Origin of the sequence: Luteibacter sp. UNC138MFCol5.1 (assembly GCF_900110505.1) — a bacterium.
Lineage (GTDB): Bacteria > Pseudomonadota > Gammaproteobacteria > Xanthomonadales > Rhodanobacteraceae > Luteibacter.
In genome coordinates this window covers 985447-1008149 of record NZ_FODZ01000001.1, presented here as the reverse complement: position 1 = coordinate 1008149, position 22703 = coordinate 985447, and the positions used below count along the sequence as shown (strand labels likewise).

The 22703-nt window shown below is 68.6% G+C and carries 20 protein-coding genes; 9 read left to right on the top strand and 11 right to left on the bottom strand.

The features are described 5' to 3' along the window. Nucleotides 1-61 precede the first annotated feature (61 nt). The 5 genes from BMY69_RS04405 to BMY69_RS04385 form a co-directional block, all read right to left on the bottom strand. Nucleotides 62-577 (bottom strand): fimbrial protein, encoded by a 516-nt coding sequence (locus tag BMY69_RS04405; RefSeq protein WP_090175521.1) that lies wholly within the window; start codon nucleotides 575-577, stop codon nucleotides 62-64. Then, nucleotides 574-3003, bottom strand: coding sequence for a fimbria/pilus outer membrane usher protein (locus tag BMY69_RS04400; RefSeq protein ID WP_090175520.1), 2430 nt, complete (start codon nucleotides 3001-3003; stop codon nucleotides 574-576). The genes BMY69_RS04405 and BMY69_RS04400 overlap by 4 nt, the downstream gene beginning before the upstream one ends. 16 nt (nucleotides 3004-3019) lie before the next feature. Next, nucleotides 3020-3751 carry a fimbrial biogenesis chaperone gene (locus BMY69_RS04395; RefSeq protein WP_177191071.1) on the bottom strand — a complete coding sequence of 244 codons (732 nt, stop codon included), beginning with the start codon at nucleotides 3749-3751 and terminating at the stop codon, nucleotides 3020-3022. Nucleotides 3752-3818: 67 nt separating this feature from the next. After that, a complete protein-coding gene (locus tag BMY69_RS04390) occupies nucleotides 3819-4379 on the bottom strand; it encodes a fimbrial protein (protein ID WP_090056584.1) in 561 nt (186 codons plus the stop codon). Between the two features lie 210 nt (nucleotides 4380-4589). Beyond that, the gene (locus tag BMY69_RS04385) at nucleotides 4590-5789 is read right to left on the bottom strand and encodes an MFS transporter (RefSeq protein WP_090175516.1); all 1200 of its coding nucleotides are present in this window, start codon (nucleotides 5787-5789) and stop codon (nucleotides 4590-4592) included. Between the two features lie 131 nt (nucleotides 5790-5920). Between BMY69_RS04385 and BMY69_RS04380 the strand changes: the two genes are divergently transcribed. Further along, the gene (locus tag BMY69_RS04380) at nucleotides 5921-6919 is read left to right on the top strand and encodes a polyprenyl synthetase family protein (RefSeq protein WP_090175514.1); all 999 of its coding nucleotides are present in this window, start codon (nucleotides 5921-5923) and stop codon (nucleotides 6917-6919) included. Between the two features lie 15 nt (nucleotides 6920-6934). Here the strand turns inward: BMY69_RS04380 and BMY69_RS04375 are convergent, their stop codons facing one another. From BMY69_RS04375 to ubiH, 3 genes are all read right to left on the bottom strand, one after another. Next, nucleotides 6935-7732: a dienelactone hydrolase family protein gene (locus BMY69_RS04375; RefSeq protein ID WP_090175513.1), complete on the bottom strand. Its 798-nt coding sequence runs from the start codon at nucleotides 7730-7732 to the stop codon at nucleotides 6935-6937. A 66-nt stretch (nucleotides 7733-7798) separates the two neighbouring features. Further along, a complete protein-coding gene (locus BMY69_RS04370) occupies nucleotides 7799-9013 on the bottom strand; it encodes an FAD-dependent oxidoreductase (RefSeq protein WP_090175511.1) in 1215 nt (404 codons plus the stop codon). After that, complete coding sequence (gene ubiH, locus BMY69_RS04365) at nucleotides 9010-10218, bottom strand: 2-octaprenyl-6-methoxyphenyl hydroxylase (protein WP_090175509.1); 1209 nt, start codon at nucleotides 10216-10218, stop codon at nucleotides 9010-9012. The genes BMY69_RS04370 and ubiH overlap by 4 nt, the downstream gene beginning before the upstream one ends. 81 nt (nucleotides 10219-10299) lie before the next feature. On the opposite strand from ubiH, the gene BMY69_RS04360 reads away from it, so the two are divergent. From BMY69_RS04360 to BMY69_RS04330, 7 genes are all read left to right on the top strand, one after another. After that, nucleotides 10300-10860: a cob(I)yrinic acid a,c-diamide adenosyltransferase gene (locus BMY69_RS04360; protein ID WP_090175507.1), complete on the top strand. Its 561-nt coding sequence runs from the start codon at nucleotides 10300-10302 to the stop codon at nucleotides 10858-10860. A gap of 163 nt (nucleotides 10861-11023) precedes the next feature. Continuing rightward, on the top strand, nucleotides 11024-13525 hold the full coding sequence (lptD, locus tag BMY69_RS04355; protein ID WP_255364453.1) for an LPS-assembly protein LptD: 2502 nt from the start codon (nucleotides 11024-11026) through the stop codon (nucleotides 13523-13525). 30 nt (nucleotides 13526-13555) lie between these two features. Next, entirely contained in the window at nucleotides 13556-14926 is a 1371-nt protein-coding gene (locus BMY69_RS04350) for a peptidylprolyl isomerase (protein ID WP_090175504.1), read from the top strand. Nucleotides 14927-14934: 8 nt separating this feature from the next. Then, on the top strand, nucleotides 14935-15930 hold the full coding sequence (gene pdxA, locus BMY69_RS04345) for a 4-hydroxythreonine-4-phosphate dehydrogenase PdxA (protein WP_090175502.1): 996 nt from the start codon (nucleotides 14935-14937) through the stop codon (nucleotides 15928-15930). Then, nucleotides 15927-16706, top strand: a complete 780-nt coding sequence (rsmA, locus tag BMY69_RS04340) for a 16S rRNA (adenine(1518)-N(6)/adenine(1519)-N(6))-dimethyltransferase RsmA (protein WP_090175501.1) — start codon at nucleotides 15927-15929, stop codon at nucleotides 16704-16706. The genes pdxA and rsmA overlap by 4 nt, the downstream gene beginning before the upstream one ends. A 52-nt stretch (nucleotides 16707-16758) precedes the next feature. Then, entirely contained in the window at nucleotides 16759-17142 is a 384-nt protein-coding gene (gene apaG / locus BMY69_RS04335; protein ID WP_090056559.1) for a Co2+/Mg2+ efflux protein ApaG, read from the top strand. A gap of 57 nt (nucleotides 17143-17199) precedes the next feature. Further along, a complete protein-coding gene (locus BMY69_RS04330; RefSeq protein ID WP_090056557.1) occupies nucleotides 17200-18051 on the top strand; it encodes a symmetrical bis(5'-nucleosyl)-tetraphosphatase in 852 nt (283 codons plus the stop codon). Between the two features lie 36 nt (nucleotides 18052-18087). Here BMY69_RS04330 and secA read toward each other — a convergent pair whose 3' ends face one another. Further along, the gene (secA, locus tag BMY69_RS04325) at nucleotides 18088-20802 is read right to left on the bottom strand and encodes a preprotein translocase subunit SecA (RefSeq protein WP_090175499.1); all 2715 of its coding nucleotides are present in this window, start codon (nucleotides 20800-20802) and stop codon (nucleotides 18088-18090) included. A 130-nt stretch (nucleotides 20803-20932) separates the two neighbouring features. Then, nucleotides 20933-21871 (bottom strand): M23 family metallopeptidase, encoded by a 939-nt coding sequence (locus tag BMY69_RS04320; protein WP_090175497.1) that lies wholly within the window; start codon nucleotides 21869-21871, stop codon nucleotides 20933-20935. A 33-nt stretch (nucleotides 21872-21904) separates the two neighbouring features. Here BMY69_RS04320 and BMY69_RS04315 point away from each other — a divergent pair, with 33 nt between their 5' ends. Then, on the top strand, nucleotides 21905-22363 hold the full coding sequence (locus BMY69_RS04315) for a DciA family protein (protein ID WP_090056551.1): 459 nt from the start codon (nucleotides 21905-21907) through the stop codon (nucleotides 22361-22363). A 138-nt stretch (nucleotides 22364-22501) separates the two neighbouring features. On the opposite strand, the gene BMY69_RS19745 is transcribed toward BMY69_RS04315, so the two are convergent. Continuing rightward, a partial coding sequence (locus BMY69_RS19745; protein WP_218143119.1) for a hypothetical protein occupies nucleotides 22502-22703 on the bottom strand: 202 nt, incomplete at its 5' end.

The following is a 22703-nucleotide window of genomic DNA, read 5'->3' as shown; positions in this document are numbered from 1 at the left end:
GACCCGGTAGTTTGGTCGAACGTCGGCCGCTAATCAAACGCGCCGCGCCCTCGCGGGCGCGTCATTCCCAGCGGATGTGAACCTGCGCCATCGCCCCCGCCGGACCCGGCTTCACGGTGGCGACGCGGACATATCGGGCCTGAAACGCCAGGATCGGCTGACCCGAGGGCCAGTGGAAACGGGCTTCGGTGACGCCGTCGGGCGGCAACGGCTGGCCACTCGCCGTCTGCAGCTCGATGGCCACGCCTCCGGCGCCGCCGGTGGTGGCGATATAGCGTCCGTCCGGCCCGTACGGCGGGGCGACCACGGTGACGGACGCCCGGGTCACGCCGACGCAATCGGTGCCGGAGAAGGACGCGCCACGCCAGGCGGAATGGCCGGCCGTCAGTTCGGCCGCCGTCACCGTGCCGAGATCGATCTTCACGCGGCTGGCGGAGAGCCCGCAGGCGGGCACGATCGCACCCCTCACGAGAAAATCGACCGTGTCGTCGGCGCATGCCGCGCTACTGGCAGCCATGAGGCAAAGGGTGGCCATGGCGCGACGGCCGGTGATTCGGAAACGAATGCTGCGGATCATTCACATACTCCTGTGTGTTGAGTGTCGCCGGAGGCGTTGGGATGGGAGCCGACGATGCGGACATCGCAGCGGCCGTCCGGGTCACCCGGCCACCGCGCGGTCCAGCGGTCGTCGGGGTCGTTCGAGCGAAGAAACACCTGGCCGCCCTGCCCGGCGACGCCGACCGAGCGGCCGGCCTGGTCGACGATCTCGGCGCCGAAAGGCAATGGGCTGCCGTCCGGGCGGCGGACGACGATGAGACGCGTCCTCGCGACCTGCGTCGCGAATGGCAGCGAGACGACCGCGCCGGCGGTGGGCGCCACGCGCCGGTGGGTGGCTTCGATGCCGAGGTCGAGCGACGTGCCCGTCGGATCGAGATCCACCGCGTTCCAGCGGAAGGGAGTCAGATAGGGGACGACCGCATACCCGCGCCGGTCCACGGTGACGTCGCTGTATCCGCCCAGCCGGGCCCCGCGGGCGCCGGCGGCATGCACCAGTCCGATCGAGTCGCCGAGGCGCTGGGCGAACGTCACGCCGCCGGCGTGCAGGATCATCCCGCCCGATGCCGCGAGAGCGGTCGAGTTCGCCAGCCGGGACCGCTCGACCGACACGGATACCTCGCCGCCACCGAGGCGGCGCGAGACGGAGGCGTCGAGCGTCGTCCCGCTATCGCGCAGGGTCGTCGCGGCGAGCGAATACAGCGTCGCGTCGTTCCGGCCTGAACTGCCGTGCAGCCCGACGCGCAGGGCACCGCCCTGGCGCGCCGTTTGCGCCGCGACATGTACCAGCGGCGCCGACGCGACACCCAGGGGCATGGAGAAGCCGATCTGGCCGGAAACATCGCGATGGACACCCAGCGTGTCGCGTACGCGCGAATGCCTGAAGGAAGCGTCGATCGCCGCCCGCCCCCAGCTGCGCATCCAGGCGACGTTCTGCTCGACGGCGGACTCGGCGTGACCGTATACGCGACGGCCAAGGGCGATGCTCAGCGAGCCACCGCCGTTACCCAGCTCATGCTGCAGGAGCGCATCGTAGCGACGCGCGATGCCCCGACTCACGGCGCCTCGATCCGTCGTTCCCATGCCGCGCTCCCAACTGAGCGACAGCGACGCCACGCTGCGTTCGCTCCAGCGCCGCCCATGACGCAGTCGCCAGCTCGCGCCGCGCGACCCGTCACCCGCCGACCGTATCGCCTCCGTGGCGAAGGCTCCCGCCAGCGTGTCGACGGCCGCACCGGCCAGCAGCGATGTCCGCGCGCCGGCCTGACGCCATCCCAGCGACGAGGTAACGCCGTGGGGCAGGCCGTGACGCCACGTCGCCTGCGCCAGCCGGGATACCCGCCCGCGTGTCGCCACCGGCCGTCCCGCGACGACACTGAACAGGTCTCGGCCTTCGCTCACGAGCTCGGGCACGGGAAAGTAAGGAATACGGAACCGCCGGTGGTGACCGTCGCGTTCTTCGATGTCGACGTCGAGATCACCCGCGCGCGCCGCGGCGTGCAGCTCGTCGATGAGGAACGGCCCCGGCGGGACGGCCATCTCGTGCAGGAGAACGCCGTTCTGCGTCACCCGGACGGTCGCGTGCGTCGCCGCCACGCCACTCACACGCGGGGCGTGCCAACCGGCGCCGTCGTTCGACATGCGGGGATCGCTCGACAGCGACGCGCCACGGACCGCCACCGGAGGGAACAGGTCGTCCGCCGGCGCGATGTCGCCGACCCGCATCTGTGACGCCATCGACGACAGCTGCCGCTCCGCGTACGCCTGGCCTCGGCTGTAGCGACCCGCCGCCCAGGACCCGGCCTGACGCAGCCGCCAGGAGCCATGGTTGAAGCCTGCATCGATGGCGAGAAACGACGACGAGGTGCTGCGCCACGGCGTCGCCGTACGGCGCGCGCCGGCGCGCCACGCGAGCAGACCCGCGGTGACGCCTGGGTCCCATTGCGCGACTGGCGCGGCGCCTCGCTGCCTTCGCGCCAGTGCCGCCTGGGGCACTTCGATGTCGAGACGCTGCTGGCCGATGTCGAAACGGACGGAAGCCGACGGTATGCGGGTACCGAGCGCGACGCAGGGATCGGCCGCCGCGACCTGGAGCGCGGAGGGATCGACGCCGTAATCCGTGAGCTGGGCATCGGCGATGCAGGGCGTGGCCTCGGCACCCGCCGACGGAGCGGCGAAACGGACGGTTCCGTGCGACTGCCATTCGTCGTTCAGCCAGACATCGACGTCGTACTCGCCTGGAAGCACGGGGTTCCCGCGCGCGAAGCGCGCAAGGTCGACGGTCGCCGCGCCGGCTGGCAGGAAGGCGGGGTCGAATTCGACGAAGCGCGCATCCTGCGCGTGCACGGGCCGCATGTTCGTCACGCCCCACGCCACGGCGAACAGGAGTGGCCGAGCGGCGTAACGAAGCGAGGCGACGCGGTCGCCTGCGAAGCGAAGGACAGCCATGACTGCGTTCCGCGCGTCATGGCGATATCGTCGCCGACCCGGCGACGGTGCCACCGAAGTCGCTGATCGTCACGAACCTCACGTCGCCCGATGGCACGCCGCGATGAGCCGCAGGCACCGCGAAACGCGTCTGGCCTCCCGGGGCGACCATGCCACCACCAAGGGATATCGCAGCGGATCCCGGACCCGTGCCGGGAAGGCTCACCGAATTGAACGAGACATGGTAGGGGGACGGGTTGTCCACGCGGACATGCGTGCCGCCAGCGTCGCGCTCGACGGTCCAGCGCAACATCGACACGGCCTTTTCGGGTGGCGTCGGCAGATCGACCGGTCGGTGAAAGAGCTTGATGCGGTGACGGAAGGCCAGCTGGAGCACGTTCTTGCCAGCGGACTCCTCGGCCTTGGGCGGGATTTCCAGGACATTGAGCCAGTAGAGGGATTCCCGCTCGCGCGGCAACGCGTCACCCACGTGCACGATGCGCAACGTATGTCCCTGGCCGGGATCGATACGGAACACCGGCGGCGTGATCGCGAACGGTGCTTTCGCGGTCGCTGGCGTGGAGGCTTCATCGCCGTCGTCGATCCAGACCTGCACGAGGGCAGGATCGTTGCCCTTGTTCTGGATCTTCAGCGAGACATCCCGCGACGCGGCGGGAAAGACGACCCGTGTGCCGCCGATAACGATGGCGGCGCGGGAAGGGGTTGCCATGAAGATGGCGAGGGCGGCGAGCGCCAGTGTTCGAAACATGACGGATTCCTTGTCGTGACGCATTCCGGGGACCGGCCGAACGTGTCGGCCGGCCCGTTACGTACCTTTACTCGTAAACCACCTGGAAGCCGACCCGCGAGGCGGCCTTGCCTTCCTTCGCGTCGCCCAGGCTGTAGTACCGGGCGATCAGCGGGATGGACGCGACATGCCCGGAGATCTTCACGCCCTGGGAGTCCTCGGTATACATGTTGATCGGCGTGCCGTCGGCGTTGGCGATCTCGATCTGCACGTTGCTCGCCGTATCCGTTCCGGCGTCGACGTTCAGACGCCCCGTGGTGCGGTCGAGCAACGGGCTCGACGGGTCGAAACGAACCTTGGCGACGGCGCCGTCGGTGCAGTCATCGTTGCCGCCGATCTGGATCTGGAAGCCGCGGTCGCCGGCGGTGGCGCCCGGTTTCGTGAGCGAGCCGACGCTGATGCCGGCGAGCCGCACGTCCTTGGTGACGGCACCGCCGCCAGGCGGCTTGCCTTCGACCGTGCAGGTGGTGGCGACGATGTTGCCCGTGATTTCGATGGTGCCGTCGTTCGCCGCGGCGGCGATCGACGGCGTGAATGCGGCACCGATCGTCAGTGCGAGCAGGCTCGCGGAGGCGAGTGTCTTGCGCATGCGGGATGTCCTTGTCGTTGGGGAAAGGGATACCCAGCCGCGGCGACGAGGCGACGGTGGGCACGACGCAGTCTGCGCACGCGGACACCGCACTTCGATACGTAAATTCTGAAAAAAAGCGATGCCTTGACGCGAGGCGCGGGCGACCACCCAGGAGGCGACCGGAACGCACCGATAGAGCCTGTCGGTGAAGTGCCCTCTGCGATCCGCTCAGGCGGCCGGAGCCACCCCGTCGACCGCGACGACGCGTCGCGCACCCCAGGCGGCGAGCGGAAGCCAGGCGAGGCTCAGCATCGCGGCCATGGCGAATACCCCGTGAGGCCCATAACGGCCGAGCGCGATCCCGCCGATGGCGCCGCCGACGAACGCGCCGAAGAACTGGCTCGTCGAGTAGGCGCCCATGGCGGCGCCGCGCAGCGCCGGAGGCGCCAGCCGCGACACCAGCGTCGGTAGCGCGGCCTCGAGCAGATTGAACGCGGCGAAAAACGCGGTCGCCGCGACGCCGAGAACGAGCGCGCTCGCGCCTGCGACGGCCATGCCCGTGAGTGCCGTGCCGATGACGGCGACGCACGCGACCACCATCCTGGCGGCGCGCGTCTCGTCGCGCATCCTGGGCAACAGCGCGCCCATCGCCAGCGCGGCGATCGTCATCACCGGCAGGTAAAGCAGCCAGTGGCGTGCGACGGGCAGGTGCAACGCGTCTACGAGCAGGATCGGCAGGCCGACGAAACTCGCCGTCAGCAGTGCGTGCAGGAAGAACACCGAGCCGTTGAGCACCGCGAGGCGGCTATCGGCCAGCATGCGGAGCACCTTGCCGAACCGCGCGCCATGGCTCGCTCCGAGGCTGGGCGGCGTGGGCAAGAGCAGCCACAGCATCGCGATGGCGACGAGCGAGAGCAGCGAGGTCAGGCCGAACAGCCCCGGCAGGCCGGCCACCGCTTCGAGCGGCGGGCCGAGGATCAGCGCGAGCAGGAACGACATGCCGATGGATACGCCCACGATGCCCATGACCTTCCCGCGGTTCTCGTCCGCGGTCAGGTCCGCGGCCAGGGCGGTCCCGGCTCCCGCGACGGCCCCCATGCCCTGCAGGGCGCGGCCGAGGACGATACCGCTCAACGTGTGCGAGAGCGCCGCGACCAGTCCGCCCGCGGCGAACACCACCAGACCGAGCGTGATGGCGGGCTTCCGGCCGATGCGATCGGACAGCATGCCGAGGGGTATCTGCAGGCACATCTGGCCGATGCCGTAGACGCCCAGAGCGAGGCCGATGAGGAAGGGCGTGGCGTCCGGCATCGCCCGGGCGTACACCGAAAACACCGGAAGCACCAGGAAAAGACCGAAAAGGCGCAGGCTGATGACTCCGGCCAGCGTCAGGGCGGCGCGCCGCTCGAGGGGACTGAGTTTGCTCACCGGCAGGTTCCGGGCACGACGCGGGAAGTGGACATCGCGGGGGATTATACGGACGGCAAGGACGTCCACGCCGAAACCACCGGGGCTCACCCTATAATGCGGGCTGATTTGCCGCACACGAACCCGGGTCCATGTCCTCCATCGCCGATCGTTCCACCTCCCTCGATTTCGCCGGCGTCCGCGCCCTGGCGGCGGATGACATGAAAGACGTCGACGCCCTCATCCGGCATCGGCTGTCGTCGGATGTGGTGCTGATCAACCGCATCGCCGACCACATCATCGCCGGCGGCGGAAAGCGCCTGCGCCCGATGCTGCATGTGCTCGCCGCACGCGCCGCGGGATACGAGGGCGCCGAGCACGCGAAGCTCGCCGCGATCGTGGAGTTCATCCACACGTCCACGCTGCTGCACGACGACGTGGTGGACGAATCGGACATGCGGCGCGGCCGCAAGACCGCCAATGCGCTCTGGGGCAACGCCGCCAGCGTGCTCGTGGGCGACTTCCTCTACTCGCGCTCCTTCCAGCTGATGGTCGAACTGGACGATATGCGCATCATGCGGATCCTCGCCGATACGACGAACACGATCGCCGAGGGCGAGGTGCTGCAGCTGCTCAACATCGGCAACGCCGATGTCGACGAAGCCGCCTACCTCGCCGTCATCGAACGCAAGACCGCCGTGCTGTTCGCCGCGGCGACGGAACTGGGCGGCGTGCTTGGCGGGCTTCCCGTCGACCAGGTCGCCGCGCTGCGCCGCTATGGCATGGAACTCGGCTACGCGTTCCAGATCGCCGACGACCTGCTCGATTACGTGTCGGACGCCGAGACGCTCGGCAAGAACATCGGCGACGACCTCGCCGAGGGCAAGCCCACGCTGCCCCTCATCTACGCGATGCAGTCGGCCGACGACGATCAGCTGAAGTCGCTGCGCCACGCGATCGAGCACGGTGGCCTCGATTCACTCGACCGCATCGTCGCCGCCATCCGCGATTCGGGCGCGCTCGATCGCACGCACGCGAAGGCGGTCGCGCACGCGGCGGCGGCCCGGCAGGCGCTGACCGCGTTGCCGCCCTCGCCGCACCGCGACGCGCTCGCCGCCCTGGCCGATTATTCCGTCGAACGGCGTTTCTGAGGCGCTCGGCGGCGATTACTTCTTCGCCGCGAACGCCTCGGCGAGCCATGCGTGCATGGCCGCGTAGGCACGCTTCGCCACCCTGGCGTCGTAGCGGCAGTTGCCCTGCGCCGCGGTCGCTTCCTTCTCGGTGAAGCAGTGCACCGCGCCGCCGAAGTCTTCCGACGCCCAGTCCACCTTGCCACCGCGCATCTCGGCCTCGAACGCGGCGCGCTGCTCCGGCGGCACGTTTTCGTCGTCCGCGCCGTTGAGCGCCAGCACGCTGGCGTGGATGTTCGACGCGAGCTTCGGATCGTCGGTGGAGAGCAGGCCGTGGAAGCTGACCACCGCGGCCAGCTTCGCGCCGGCGCGCGCCAGGTCGAGCACCGCCGAGCCGCCAAAGCAGAAGCCGATCGCGCCGAGCTTCGCGGTGTCGATCGGCGCGCCCTTCGCCTGCGACTGCAATTCGGCGAACGCGCGCGACACGCGCAGCCGCATGATCTTTCGATCGGCGTACAACGGTTTCACCGCCGCGCCCGCCGCGTCGGTGTTCGCAGGGCGAACGTCGCCGCCGTACATGTCGGTCAGGAGGATCACGTAATCCTTGCCCGCGATCTCCTTGGCTTTCGCCACGGCCATGTCGTTCACGCCGAACCAGTTGGGCACCATCAGCAGGCCGGGACGCTTCGCGGTGACCGCGTCGTCGTATACGAGAAAGCTCTTGTACGTGACGCCCTGGTCGGTCCACTGGACCGGCTTAGCGACCATCGCCGCCGAGGCGGTACCCGCATACGCGGACACGAGGAAGGACAAGGCAAGCAACGAACGGCGCATCGGCGTGACTCCCCAGGAAGGTGGGGAGAGCATAGGCGACCGGGCGTGTCGGCGGAATGGCCGGCGCTAGAGGCCCGCCGCGTGGCGCGCGAGCCGGCGCTTGAGCGGACCGAAGGCGTCGAGCAGGCGCACGCCGGCGCCGCGCGCGGCGACGAGCGGCGCCGCGCGCCATCCGTACACCCTCGCCAGTGCATCGAACGACCAGGCGTCGAGGCCGTCGGCGCTGCGCCGGCGGCGCGCGTAACGACGCAGCACGTGAGTGGCCGCGAAGTCCCGCCCCGACGCGCGCGCGTCGACCAGCGTGGCCCGCAGTTCGGCGACGTCGCGCAGCCCCAGGTTGACGCCCTGCCCCGCCAGCGGATGCACGGCGTGCGCGGCGTCGCCCAGCAGCACCAGGCGCCCCACTTCGTAACGGTCGGCGAGCTTCAGGCGAAGCGGGAACGCCGCGCGCCGGCTGACCGAAAGGATCGGGCCGAGCCGAAAATCCGAGGCCACGCCGAGCGCGTCGCGGAACGCGTCGTCGTCGAGCGCGAGCATGCGCTTCGCCTCCGCATCCGGCAGGGACCAGACGATCGAGCTGCGACCGTCGTCCAGCGGCAGGAACGCGAGCGGCCCCGAGGGAAGGAAGCGCTGCCACGCGGTGCGCTCGTGCGGACGCGCCGTCGAAACATGGGCCACGACCGCCCGCTGCGCGTAGTCCCGACCGTGCGTGCCGATGCCGACCATCTCGCGCAGCGGCGACGCCGCGCCATCGGCCGCGACGACGAGCCGCGCCGAGACGACCTGGCCGTCGGCCAGATCGAGTTGCGCGCGGTCCTCGCGCATCGCGTAGGCGACGACTTCGCCGGGCACGATGCGGCGTACCCCGGCGTCGTCGAGGGCATGCCAGAGCGTCGCCTGCACGAGGCCGTTCTCGACGATGTAGCCGAGCACGTCGCGGCCTTCGTCCGCGGCATCGAAGCGGATCGTCGCGCCGTTTTCGGCGTCCCACACCACCATCCGGTCGTAGGCCGACGCGCGTGCGGTACGAATGGCGTTCCAGACACCGAGTTCGTCGAGCAGGACGATCGACGACGGCGCGAGGCCCACGACGCGCAGGTCGACCTCGTCGGCCGCCGCCCAGGACGCCGGCTCGCGGGCGTCGACGAGCGCGACGGAGAATCCCGCGCGGGCGAGCGCGAGTGCGGCCGCCGCGCCCACCATGCCGCCACCGACCACCGCCACGTCGAGGACGCCGCTGCCGCGGCGACGCGACGTCGTACCGCCGAAACCGTCGGTCATGGCGTTTTCTCCCGCACGGCCAGGGGCGCGTTCTCGCGGAAACCCATGCCGCGCCGGCTCAGGGCGTGGCGCAACGGCGGCACGCGGTCGAGCGCCAGCATGGCCAACGAGCGCAGCGGTCCGAGGAAGGGCTGCTCGAGGCAAGCGAGGCGGATCAGGCCGTGGCTCATCGCCATCGTGCCGTCGCGATCCGGGGCGCGCCGGCGGGCATATTCCGCGAGCATGGACGCGGAGCCCGGATCCGTGGTTTCCGCCACGAGCTCCGCGAGCGTCAGGGCGTCGCGCAGCCCGAGGTTGAAGCCCTGCGCGCCGATCGGATGAACGGTCTGCGCCGCGTTGCCGACCAGCACGGCCCGCGTCGCCACCAGCGACTCGGCGGCGACACGGCGGATCGGATAAGGCACCCGCTTGCCCGGCCGGGTCAGGCGGCCGAGGCGCCAGCCGAAACGCGCCTGCGCGAACGCGAGGAAGGCTTCGTCGTCCATCGCCGCGACCTCGTCGACACGGTCCGCCGCCACCGTCAACACGACGCCGACGCGACGCTCCGCGAGCGGGAGGACCGCGACCGGTCCGTCGTCCGTAAACCGCTCGAACGCCCGGCCACGCGGGTCGCGCTCGGGAACCATGGTGCTGACGAACAGCGCCTGCTCGTAATCGTGCTCGCGCGTGCCGATGCCGAGCTGCGCCCGGATGCCCGACGACGTCCCGTCCGCGCCGACGAGCAACGGCGTGGTCACCCGCCGCCGCTCGCCCTCGACGAGGATGTCCACGTGCCAGCCGTCCTCGCCGCGTTCGATGGTTTCGACGCGCGCGGGGGCCAGGCGCGTGAGGTGCCGGCAGCGGTCGAGCCGCCGGAGGAGCGCCGCCCCAAGCTCCCGGGCGGGCAAGGTCCAGCCGAGGGCATCCACCTGTTCCGTCGTGGCGTCCATCCGCACGCTGCCGAAGTCGCCGGCGCGGCTCGTATGGATGTGCACGATCGGCGTGGCCCTGTCCCTCGCGTGATCCCACACGCCGATGGCGTCCAGCCCGTTGACCGTCGCCCGGGCGAGGGCGAGGTTACGCTCGTCGTAACTGGGCTGGTCGTCGACGCGTGGGGCCGCGGCCTCGACGAGGATGGCGGGCACGCCGGCGGCGTCGAGCGCGATGGCGAGGCTGGCACCGACGAGGCCGCCGCCAACGATCAGGATCGGGTGGGTCTGGGTCATGCGCCGATGATACCCGCAGCGGGTGAAGGCGCCGGCTGCGGTCCCCTGCCGCAGTGGAGGTGCAGGCCCTAGAATGGCGCGATGGGTAACCGACTTTCGAAGATCTACACGCGCACGGGCGACGACGGCAGCACCGGCCTCGGCGACGGCTCCCGCACCGGCAAGGACTCCCTGCGGGTCGGCGCCTATGGCACCGTCGACGAACTGAACAGCTGCATCGGCATGGTCATGGCCGCCGATGGCGTCGACGAGGACATCCGCGAAGCGCTGGCGCAGATCCAGCACGAGCTGTTCGACCTGGGCGGCGAGCTGTGCATTCCGGGGATGGCGATGGTCGAGGCCCGGGACATCGATCGCCTGGAGTCCGTGCTCGATGGCTTCAACGCCGATCTTCCGGCCCTGAAGGACTTCATCCTCCCGGGCGGCGGCATGGCGGCCGCCACCTGCCACCTGGCGCGGACGATCTGCCGCCGCGCCGAGCGCGAGGTGGTCGCGCTCGCGCGGGTCGAAACGGTCCGCCCGGAGGCGCAGCGCTACCTCAACCGCCTCTCGGACCTGCTGTTCGTGATGGCGCGCGTGCTCGCGCGCCGCAGCGGGCACGGCGAGGTCCTCTGGCAGCACGAGCGGCGTCCGCGCGGATAACGCCAAGCCTGGCCCCGCCCCGGCCGGTGTAAGCTCCCCGTGCCGGTGCGGCGATCCACGTCGCGCCCTCCTGGGGAAGATGCTCATGGGCGACGTGCCATCGTGCGGTGGGGTTGGCGATTCTGCTAAGTTGGCGGCCTTTCGAACGGACAAGACCGAGCCTGTGACGTCACGCATCAGCATCCTGCCTAAACGCCGCCTGCTGGCGACCGCCGTCGCCCTCATCGTCACGGGAGGCGCCTGCGAGGTCTCCGCGCAGGCCGCGCCGACGCAGGGGGAATCCCGCGCCAACGCCCCCGTGGCCGCCGAAACCTGCCCCCTGGGCTCGTTCGTCTGCCCGCCGCGACCGGTGAGCTACGCGCTCTGCCGCCCGAACGCGATGCTCGACTTCTACGATCCGTCGATCACGAAGGACACCTCGCTGCGCGAGACGTCCATCACCGACATCACGTCCAACATCAACGCCACCACCGGCGTGAAGGTGGAAACGCCGGAACCGAACCTCTATCACCTGACCAGCGGCGTGCGCCTCGTGCGCGCCGACCAGGTGATGCAGGCCGAGGACGCCACGTACAACGCCGATTCCACGGCGTACGACGCCAAGGGCAACGTGCGCTACCAGGAAGCCGGCATGCTGCTGCGTGCCGACCGGATCACGGGTACGACCACCCCGAACCAGGGCGACGCCTATAACGTCCAGTACCAGCTGCTGCAGTCGCGCGGCAACGGCGTGGCCGACCATGCCAAGGTGCTCGATCCGCAGCATGGCCGCTTCACGGACGCGACGTACTCCACGTGCGACGTCGGCAGCCGGCAGTGGGAATTCCGCGCGAAGAAGATGAACCTGAACAAGGAAACGGGCGTCGGCGAAGCGCGCAGCGCGACCATGCGCTACCGCGGCGTGCCGTTCATGTACCTGCCGTACTTCACCTTCCCGCTGGACGACCGCCGCAAGAGCGGCTTCCTGTATCCCACGTTCGGCTCGTCGTCCCGCTCCGGCACGTTCCTCAACCTGCCTTACTACCTGAACCTCGCGCCGAACTACGACGCGACGATCACCCCGGGTTACTACTCCGATCGCGGTCCCATGCTCGGCGGTGAGTTCCGCTACCTGCTGCCACGTTCGAACGGCACGGTCGACTTCCAGTACATGGCGCACGACAAGGGTCCGGACGACGACGAGAGCGGCACGAGCGACCGCGACGGTTCGACCAGGCGCTGGCTGCTGCAGCTGACCAACTCGACCACGATCGCGAAGGGCTGGAATTTCTCGGCGAACATCAACCGGGTGTCCGACAACCAGTATTTCCGCGACTTCAGCAACGATCTCTACAGCTCCGCGATCGGCCTGCTCTCGTCGAGCGCGTACGTGAGCACGGGCGGCAAGTACTGGAGCGCGGCCATCGGTGCCGACGACTACCAGAACGTCGACGCCGGCCTGAACAACTACGTGGAGCCCTACCGTCGCTGGCCGCGCGCCACGTTCAACCTCGAGGCGCCGGTCGCCAGCTGGCTCGACGCGGGCATCGATTCCGAAGCCGTGGCGTTCCGCAAGACCGACCGCGCGCCGTTCGACCGCGTCAACGGACGCGGACAGGTCGACGGCAACCGCATCGACCTCGCGCCCTACCTCGCCGCCGACTTCTCGGGAGCCTCGTGGTTCGTCCGGCCGCGGGTGGAATACCGCTACACGGGTTACCGCCTCGATTCGGACTACCGGACGTTCAATTACACGAAGCAGAGCCCCTCCCGCTCCGTGCCGATCACCAGCGTCGACGCCGGGCTGATCTTCGACCGCCAGACCAGCCTGTTCGGCAACAGCTACACCCAGACCCTCGAGCCGCGCCTGTACTACCTGTACGTGCCGTACCGGAACCAGGACGACCTGCCGGCGTTCGACACCAACGTCATGTCGTTCGACTTCTGGCAGCTGTTCTCGACGAACCGCTTCTCGGGCGCCGACCGCCAGCAGGACGCGAACAACCTGACCGCGGCCCTGACCACCCGCCTGCTCGACGACAACGGCGTGGAGCGGCTGTCGGCCAGCATCGGCCAGATCAAGTACTTCAGCGACCAGCGCGTCCAGATGTTCGGCACGCCGCAGACCGATTTCGAGCGCTCCGATTACGTGGCCCAGCTGGGCGTCCAGTTCAACGACAAGTGGCGCCTGAACAGTTCGTACCAGTGGAACCCGAACAAGGTGCAGAGTCCGCTGCTGAACTCGCGCAACCAGGTGTTCTACCAGGGCCGCGACACCGATCTGGCCACCGTCCAGGTCCAGCGCCGGATCAAGGGCGACGGCATCCTCAACTTCTCGTACCGGTACCGCCGGAACGTGATGGAACAATTCGACACGTCGGTGGTCTATCCCGTCTCGGAACGCTGGAGGGCGCTCGCGCGCTGGGTCTTCGCCCGTCGCGACGTCCTGCCCAACCAGTTCGGCAATGGCACCTTCACGTACTCCCACCGCACGCTGGAGGCCGCCGCCGGCATCGAGTACAACAGCTGCTGCGTGGCCATCCGCGTCCTGGGGCGGCATTACGTGCACGATTACCTCCGCGCCACGGACAACGCCATCATGTTCGAGGTCGAATTCAAGGGTGTCGGCTCGCTCAACCCCCAGTCGGGCCAGTACCTGCGGCGTGCTATCCTTGGCTATCAATAAGTGGGGCAGGCGCCCCGGGCTCCCTATTCGATGAAGCAGATCCTCGCGTACTCCCTGCTCGCCGCCTCCATCCTGGTGGCCGTACCTTCCGCCCACGCCCAGCTGATGCCGTCGGCCCAGCCGTCGGGCGGCGGGACGGGCTCGGGCAACGGCTCGATCGACCGCATCGTCGCGGTCGTGGAAGAGGACGTCATCCTGCAGAGCGAGCTCGACGAAGCCGTCAACGCCATCAAGCGTCAGTACGCATCGAACAAGGGCCAGCTTCCGCCTGAGAACGTGCTGGACCGTCAGGTGCTCGACCGCCTGATCCTCATGAAGCTTCAGGTGCAGCGCGCCAACGATCAGAACATCCATGTCTCCGACCAGGAAATCGACCAGGCGGCGGGCAACGTGGCTCAGCAGAACAAGATGAGCCTCGATCAGCTGCGCGCGGCGGTCGAGCAGGACGGCTACAGCTACGCGGCCTTCCGCCAGCAGCTGTCCGATCAGATCATCGCCCAGCGCCTGCATGAAAGCGTGGTCCGCGACCAGGTCACGGTGACCGACGCCGAAGTGAACAACCTGCTCGCCAGCCCGACGTACAAGGCCGGCGAAGCGCACCTCGCCCACATCCAGGTCGGCACGCCGGACGGCGCCAGCGCCCAGGACATCGCGCAGGCGCAGGCCAAGGCCGAGGAGGCCCTCAAGGCGGTCAAGGGCGGCATGGATTTCAACGCCGCGGCCATCCGTTACTCCGACGCGCCCGACGCGCTGGACGGCGGCGATCTGGGCTGGCGCCGCCTCGACGAAGTGCCGCCGGCGTTCGCCGACGCGGTCGCGTCGCTGAAGCCCGGCGAGACGACCTCGATCCTCCGCGGCCCCACGGGCTTCCAGATCCTGAAGCTCGTGGAGACCCGCGAGCCGGGTCGTCAGGTCGTCACCGAGTACCACGCCCGTCAGATCCTCATCAAGCCGTCCGAAGTCGTCACCCCGGAACAGGCCGAGAAGAAGGCGCAGGACCTCTACACGCGTATCGTCGACAAGAAGGAAGACTTCGCCAAGCTCGCGAAGGACGATTCCAAGGACAACACCACGGCGAACGCCGGCGGCGACATGGGCTGGTTCCAGAAGGACGCCTGGGGCCAGGCCATCGCCACCCAGGTCGCGGGGCTGAAGGAAAACGAAGTCTCGAAGCCGTTCCAGACGGACGCCGGCTGGATCGTGCTGCAGCTCCTCGGCACCCGCCAGAGCGACGTCACGGAAGAATCGCAGCGGAATCAGGCCCGCCAGGCCATCGGCAACCGCAAGGCCGACGAAGCCTACGAGAACTACCTGCGTGAACTGCGCTCCAGCTCGTTCGTGGACATCCGCGTTCCCGAGCTGAAGGATCCGGACGACAAGCAGGCGTCGGCCACGCCGTAACCGCCCCGATGAACGCGACCACCCTGCCAAGGCTCGCCGTCACCGCCGGTGAGCCTGCCGGGGTGGGTCCCGAGCTGCTCGTCCGCCTGGCCGCCAGCGACATCGCGGCCGACCTGGTGGCGATCACCGACCGCGACCTCCTCCGGCGCGCGGCAGCATCGTGTGGTGTCGACATCGAGATAGTCGACGACGACGGCACGCGCATCCCGCGCCGTCCTGCCGGTCGCATCCGCGTGCGTCATGTTCCATTGGGCGCCGTCGAGCGCCCGGGCCTTCCCGACCCGCGCAACGCGCGACACGTGCTCGACATGCTCGCGCTGGCCGCGGACGGTTGCCTGTCGGGCGATTTCGACGCGGTGGTCACGGGGCCCGTGCAGAAGTCCAGCATCAACGAAGGCGGCGTCGCCTTCAGCGGCCACACGGAATTCTTCGCGGAGCGCGCGGGTGCGGAGGTGGTGATGATGCTCGCGAGCCCGGAGCTCCGGGTGACGCTCGCCACGACCCATCTGCCCTTGTCGGCCGTGCCGTCCGCCGTGACGCCCGATCTGCTCGAACGCACGCTGCGGATCGTCGCCGGCTCGCTGATGTCGTTGTTCGGCATCCCGCATCCGCGCATCGCGGTGCTCGGCCTGAACCCGCACGCGGGCGAGGGCGGGCACATGGGCCGCGAGGAACTCGACACCATCATTCCGCTCATGGAACGCCTGCGCGCCGAAGGCATGGAGCTGCTGGGACCGCTGCCCGCCGACACCGCGTTCGTGCCGGCGATGCGCGATCGTTACGACGCCGTGCTCGCGATGTACCACGACCAGGCCCTGCCCGTGCTCAAGAGCGAGGCGTTCGACCGCACCGTCAACGTGACGCTGGGCCTGCCCTTCATCCGCACCTCGGTCGACCACGGCACGGCGCTGGATCTCGCGGGCACCGGCAAGGCGGATCCCGCCAGCCTGTTCGCGGCCACGCGCCTCGCCATCGATCTCGCACGGCACCGCACATCGTCATGAACGCACGCCCCAAGAAGAGTTTCGGCCAGCACTTCCTGCACGAGAAGCGCTACATCGAGCGCATCGTCTCGTCGATCGCACCGAAGGATGGCGACACGGTCGTCGAGATCGGCCCGGGCGAAGGCGCGATGACGATGCCGCTGCTCGCCGTCGCGAAGACCATGACAGCGATCGAACTCGACACCGACCTCATCCCCGGGCTGCAGGAACGCGCCGCCGCGATCGGCGACCTGCGCATCGTGCACTCGGACGTCCTCAAGGTCGATTTCAGCGCCCTGGCGCGCGAACTCGGCGCGGAGAAGCTGCGGATCGCCGGCAACCTGCCCTATTACATTTCGAGCCCCATCCTCTTTCACTGCGTGGAGCACGCGTCCGCCATCCAGGACATGCACTTCATGCTGCAGAAAGAGGTCGTCGACCGCATGGCCGCCGACCCCGGCAGCAAGGTCTACGGTCGGCTGAGCGTGATGCTCCAGCTCGCCTGCAAGGTCACGCCCCTGTTCACGGTGCCGCCGGGCGCGTTCCGTCCGCCGCCGAAGGTGGATTCGGCCGTCGTCCGTCTCGTGCCCCTGCCGCCCGAGCAGCTGCCCGTGGGCGATCCCGAAAAGATCCACCGTGTCGTCAAGGCCGCCTTCGCCATGCGCCGCAAGACGCTGTCGAACACGCTCAAGGGGCTGGTCGACGAGGCCACGATCCGTGGTCTGGGCATCGATCCTCGCGCCCGTGCCGAGACCCTCGCCCCCGCGGACTTCGTGAAACTCGCGAACGCGATGTGATGCCGTTCAGGGCATACTTGCCCACCCCCTCCCCGTCCCCGACAATCGGCGCATGAACTCCAAACATCCCTACACGATCGACGTGGAGGTCGAAACCCGATTCGTTCCCGACCAATCGCAGCCGACCGACAACCGCTACGTGTTCGCCTATACGATCACGCTGCGCAATGCCGGTGAGACCGGCGCCCAGCTGCTCACGCGGCATTGGGTGATCACCGACGCCAACGGCAAGGTCGAGGAAGTGCGCGGCGATGGCGTCGTCGGCGAACAGCCGTGGATGCGACCCGGCGACACCTTCGAATACACCTCGGGCGCCGTCCTCGAGACCGCGGTCGGCACCATGGAAGGCACCTACAGCATGATCGCCGACGATGGCACGCCCTTCGACGCGCCGATTCCCGCGTTCGTGCTTTCGATCCCGCGCACGCTCCACTAGGATCGAAGCCATGGATAGCGCGCACGCCGGGAACGGCATCACGGAGCAACTCGACTGATGGCCGTCTACGCGATCGGCGATGTCCAGGGTTGCTACCCGGAACTTCAGCGCCTGCTGGAGAAGATTCGCTTCGACCCGGCGAGCGACCGGCTGTGGTTCTGTGGAGACCTGGTCAACCGTGGCGGCGAGTCGCTCGCCACGCTGCGACTGATCCACTCGTTGCGCGAGCAGGTCGTCATCACGCTCGGCAACCACGACCTCTCGCTGCTCGCGATCGGCCAGCGCCGCGAGGATGCGCAGGCGCGCGTCAACCCCGAGCTGCGCGAGGTGCTCTTCGCCGACGACGCGCCGGTCCTGCTCGAATGGCTGCGCATGCAGAAGCTGCTGCACCATGACGAGGAACTGGGCTGGACGATGGTCCACGCCGGTCTCGCACCGATGTGGACGCTCCGCCAGGCGCAGCGCGCCGCGCTCGAGGTCGAACGCGAGCTCGGCGGCCCGCGCCACCAGCGCCTGCTGAAGAACCTCTTCGGCAATCGTCCGCCGGGCTGGAACAACCGCCTTCAAGGCGTCGAACGCCATCGCGCCACCATCAACACGCTGACGCGCATGCGCTACTGCGACGTCAACGGCCGCATCGACTTCGAGGGCAAGGGCGTGCCGGGCACGCAGAAGCCCGGCATGTATCCGTGGTTCGAAGTCCCCGGCATGCGTCGGCGCGAAACGAAGATCGTCTGCGGCCACTGGTCGGCACTCGGCCGCTTCGCGGGCCTCGGGGTGCACGCCATCGACACCGGCTGCGTCTGGGGCGGCCAACTCACGGCCATGCGCCTCGATGCCGAGGAGCCGCAATACATCACGGTACAGGCGGAGTCGTTCCGCCAGAAGCCCAAGGGCGGCGGCGACTGAGCCAAGAAAAACCCGCCTTTCGGCGGGTTTTTCATATCAGGTCAGCTGACCGTGGCAGTGCTTGAACTTCTTGCCCGAACCGCAGGGGCAAGGGTCGTTCCGACCGACCTTCGGCCCATCGCTCAGCACCGGTGCAGCCACGCGATCCGCCGCGGCGGTCTCGCCACCCTGGCCGAGCGCCTGCGCATCCGCATGCTGGAACTGCAGGCGCTGGGCTTCGGCGGCGCGCTGCTGCTCGGCTTCCATCGCGGCGACTTCTTCCTCGCTACGGATACGGATGCGCGCGAGCATCTGCACGACCTCGGCCTTGATGCGGTCGAGCATCTCGGAGAACAGCTCGAACGACTCGCGCTTGAACTCCTGCTTCGGCTGCTTCTGCGCGTAACCGCGCAGATAGATGCCCTGGCGCAGGTAATCCATGCTGGCGAGGTGCTCCTTCCACGCGTTATCCACTACCGAGAGCATCACGTGCTTCTCGAGCGAACGCATGGTCTCGGCACCGACCTGGGCTTCCTTGTCCGCGAACATCGCATCCACCGACTGGCGCACGTGATCGAGGATGCCTTCGGCGTCCACTTCCTTCTGGCCTTCCACCCAGTGCGGGAGGTCGAGGCGAAGGTTGAGCTCGCTCGCGAGCTCGCGATCGAGCGCGGGGATATCCCACTGGTCGTCGATGCTTTCCGCCGGCACGTACTTGCGCACGAGCGCCTCCACGACGTCCTGGCGGATGTCGCGGACCATGTCGGAGATGTCCTCGGCTTCCAGCAGCTCGTCGCGCTGCGCGTAGATGACCTTGCGCTGGTCGTTCGCGACGTCGTCGAAATCGAGGAGGTTCTTGCGGATGTCGAAGTTGTGCTGCTCGACCTTGCGCTGGACCTTCTCGATCTGGCGCGTGATGAGGCGGTCTTCGAGCGCCTCGTCTTCCTTCATGCCGAACATCTGCATCCAGCGGCCGATGCGCTCGCCGCCGAAGATGCGCATCAGGTTGTCCTGAAGCGAAAGATAGAAGCGCGAGGAACCCGGATCGCCCTGGCGACCCGAACGGCCGCGCAGCTGGTTGTCGATGCGGCGGGACTCGTGACGCTCGGTACCGATGATGTGCAGGCCACCCGCGGCGAGCACCTGCTCGTGACGCTGCTTCCAGTCGTCGCGCACCTTCTGGCGATCGGCGTCGGACGCGCCCTCCGGCAACGCGGCGAGCGCGGCCTCGAGGCTGCCGCCCAGCACGATGTCCGTGCCGCGACCCGCCATGTTGGTGGCGATCGTGACGGCACCGGGTGCACCGGCCTGCGCCACGATGTGCGCCTCGCGCTCGTGCTGCTTCGCGTTGAGCACTTCGTGCGGGATACGCTCCTGGCGGAGCAGGTTGGACACGAGCTCGGACACGTCGATCGACGCGGTACCGACCAGCACGGGCTGGCCGCGCTCGTGGCACGCCTTGATGTCGGCGATGACGGCCTTGTATTTCGCCTCGGGCCCGAGGAACACGGAATCGGGGTTGTCGACGCGGACCATCGGCTTGTGCGTCGGGATCACCACCACTTCCAGGCCGTACACCGACTGGAACTCGTAGGCTTCCGTGTCGGCCGTACCGGTCATGCCGGCCAGCTTCTTGTACATGCGGAACAGGTTCTGGAACGTGACCGTCGCCAGCGTCTGGTTCTCGCGCTGGATGGGCACGCCTTCCTTCGCCTCGACCGCCTGGTGCAGGCCGTCGGACCAGCGACGGCCGGCCAGCGTGCGGCCGGTGAACTCGTCGACGATGATCACTTCGCCGTCGCGCACGATGTAATCGACGTCGCGCTGGTAGATCGCGTTCGCGCGCAGCGCCGCGTTCATGTGGTGGACGACGGCGAGGTTCTTCGAGTCGTACAGGCCGCTGTCGGGATCGATGACGCCGGCCTCGCGAAGCAGCTGCTCGGCGTGCTCCATGCCCTCTTCGGACATGTGGACCTGCTTCTGCTTCTCGTCGACCAGGTAATCGCCCGGCGCGTCTTCCTTCTCCTGCCGCGTGAGGCGCGGCACGACCTTGTTCACCGCGATGTACAGCTGCGGGGAATCCTCGGCCGGACCGGAGATGATCAGCGGCGTGCGCGCCTCGTCGATCAGGATCGAGTCGACCTCGTCGACGATGGCGTAGTGCAGGCCGCGCTGATTGCGCTGGTCCTTGCTGAGCGCCATGTTGTCGCGCAGGTAGTCGAATCCGAACTCGTTGTTCGTGCCGTACGTGATGTCGGCGCGGTAGGCGCTGTGCTTGTCGGCGTGGTCCATGCCCGGATAAACGACGCCGACCGTGAGGCCGAGGAAGTTGTAGAGCTTGCCCATCTGGGCCGAGTCGCGGCGCGCCAGGTAGTCGTTGACCGTGACGACATGGACGCCCTTGCCCCCCAGGGCGTTCAGGTACACCGGCAGCGTGCCGACGAGCGTCTTGCCCTCACCCGTGCGCATCTCGGCGATGCGGCCGGAGTGCAGCACCATGCCGCCGATCATCTGGACGTCGTAGTGGCGCATGCCGAGCACGCGCTTCGCGCCCTCGCGGGTGACCGCGAAAGCCTCGGGCAGCAGTTTGTCGAGGGTCTCACCGGCCGCGAGGCGCTGGCGGAATTCCTCGGTCTTCCCGCGCAGGGCGTCGTCGGAAAGCTTCTCGAATTCCGGCTCGAGGGCATTGATGCGCTTGACCGTCTTGGAGAGGTCGCGCAGCACACGCTCGTTACGGCTGCCGAAAATACTCGTCAGGGCACGATTGAACATCGATCATCCGGATCTGGTACGAAAGGGTTGCCGGGCGGCCATGGCCGGCCGGCACGAAGGGACGATCATACTACGGGCGCCCCCGGCTTTCCTCGGGGTGGCGGCGGCCCGGCGGGTATTCAAGCCCGCGCTAGCGGTGGCTCTTCACGTACGCCAGCGGATTGACCACGCGGTCGCGGTACCAGACCTCGAAATGCACGTGCGACCCCGTCGAGCGGCCCGTGGAGCCGGCCTTCGCGATCACGTCGCCCACCCGCACGCGCTGACCGGGCGTGGCCACGAGGGCGCTGTTGTGGGCATAGCGCGTCATGTAGCCGTTGCCGTGGTCGATTTCGACGACGTCGCCATAGCCGCTGCGCTGACCCGCGAAGGTGACCATCCCTTCAGCGACCGCGGTCACCGGCGTACCCTTCGGCGCGGCGATGTCGATCCCCGTGTGCCGGGCGGCATGACCGCTGAACGGATCGGGGCGCCCGCCGAAGTAAGAGGAGATGTACCCGTTCACCGGCATGCCGGTGGGGCGCAGGCTCGACTCGATGTTGCGGTCCATGAGCATGTCGCGCAGCGCTTCGAGCTGCGCCTGCTGGGTGTCGAAACGGGTCGAGAGCTGGTCGATGCTCTTGTCGAGCGCCGCCGGCAGCGAGAACGCCGGCGCCTCGGTGCCGCTGGTGAGCTCGGGGCCGCCCTGCCCGGGCTCCTCGTCGAAGTCGAATTCGCCATCGTCGAGCTTGCCGACCTGCGTCAGGCGCTCGCCAAGGGCGTTAAGCCGCGTCGACTGCGCCTGCAGCTGGCCGAGTTTCACCGCCAGCGCGTCCAGGTCGCGCTGCGCCTGCCGCTTCACCTCGGCGACGCGGGCGTCCTGGTCGCCCACCTGGCGCTCAAGATTGCCGATGGTGCCCAGGGCGCGATGGTCCGGGCTGGCCACGGCCATCGCGACCGCGGCACCGAGGCCCGCGATACCGACGACGCCCGCCAGGGCGAACGCCACGGCCTTGCAGCGCAGGCGCCGGCAGGTCAGGTCGAGCGTTTTCGGCCCTTTCAGGCCGCGCGATACAAGTATGATCTGCATACGTTCCACATCGAATAAGTCATCAGCCGGTCCATGCCACCGCCGCCCAAGCCCACCCGCCGCTCGACGAATGGACTGAAGTCCATCGCCGACTTCGGGCCCGTCGCCTCGCTGGCCCAACGGGCCCGCGAACTCGACCGGCTTGATCGTCAGCTGCGCGCGACCTTGCCCGTCCCGTTACGCGACCAGGTCCGCTTCGCGGACCTGCGCGACGGCAGGCTGGTCTTCCTTGCGCCCTCGTCGGCCTGGGCTTCCCGGGTGCGCCTCTATCAGGCGCAGATCCTCGAAGCCGCCCGCGCCATCGGCGCTCAGGCCCACTCGGTTGCCGTGAAAGTGGCCCCCCTGCCACCCGAGGAAGTCGTCCCCGACTGGCACAAGCCGCTTTCCACCTCGGCCGCTCGCCATCTGCGAGCCGCCGCGGCGTCACTCTCCGACCCCACGTTGCGGGATCTGTTCCTCAAACTGGCCTCCCAGGCCGAAAATTCAGATTAATCCTATAGTTGCAAAGGCTCTTCACGATCCGTCAGTACCCACGGATCACGAGACCGGCGAACTTTATAGCACGCGTCGACCGCGCGAGCACCGAAAATGCACGTAAATTTCATCCTGGTCTCGGGCCATTCGTCGCCGTCATCCCGGTGAAAACCGGGATCCGCGTCGCGGCCACACCGGCTTCTGGCGGCACGCCGCAACGCACATCGATGCGACGCCGTCGCCTGAGCCCCAGACCGAGGCGGTGGGCACCGGCGTTGCGCCGGTGCGACGAGCTTGCCTGCCCTCACCGTCATCCCGGTGAAAACCGGGATCCACCGCGGTGCGTTCGGTGTTCGCG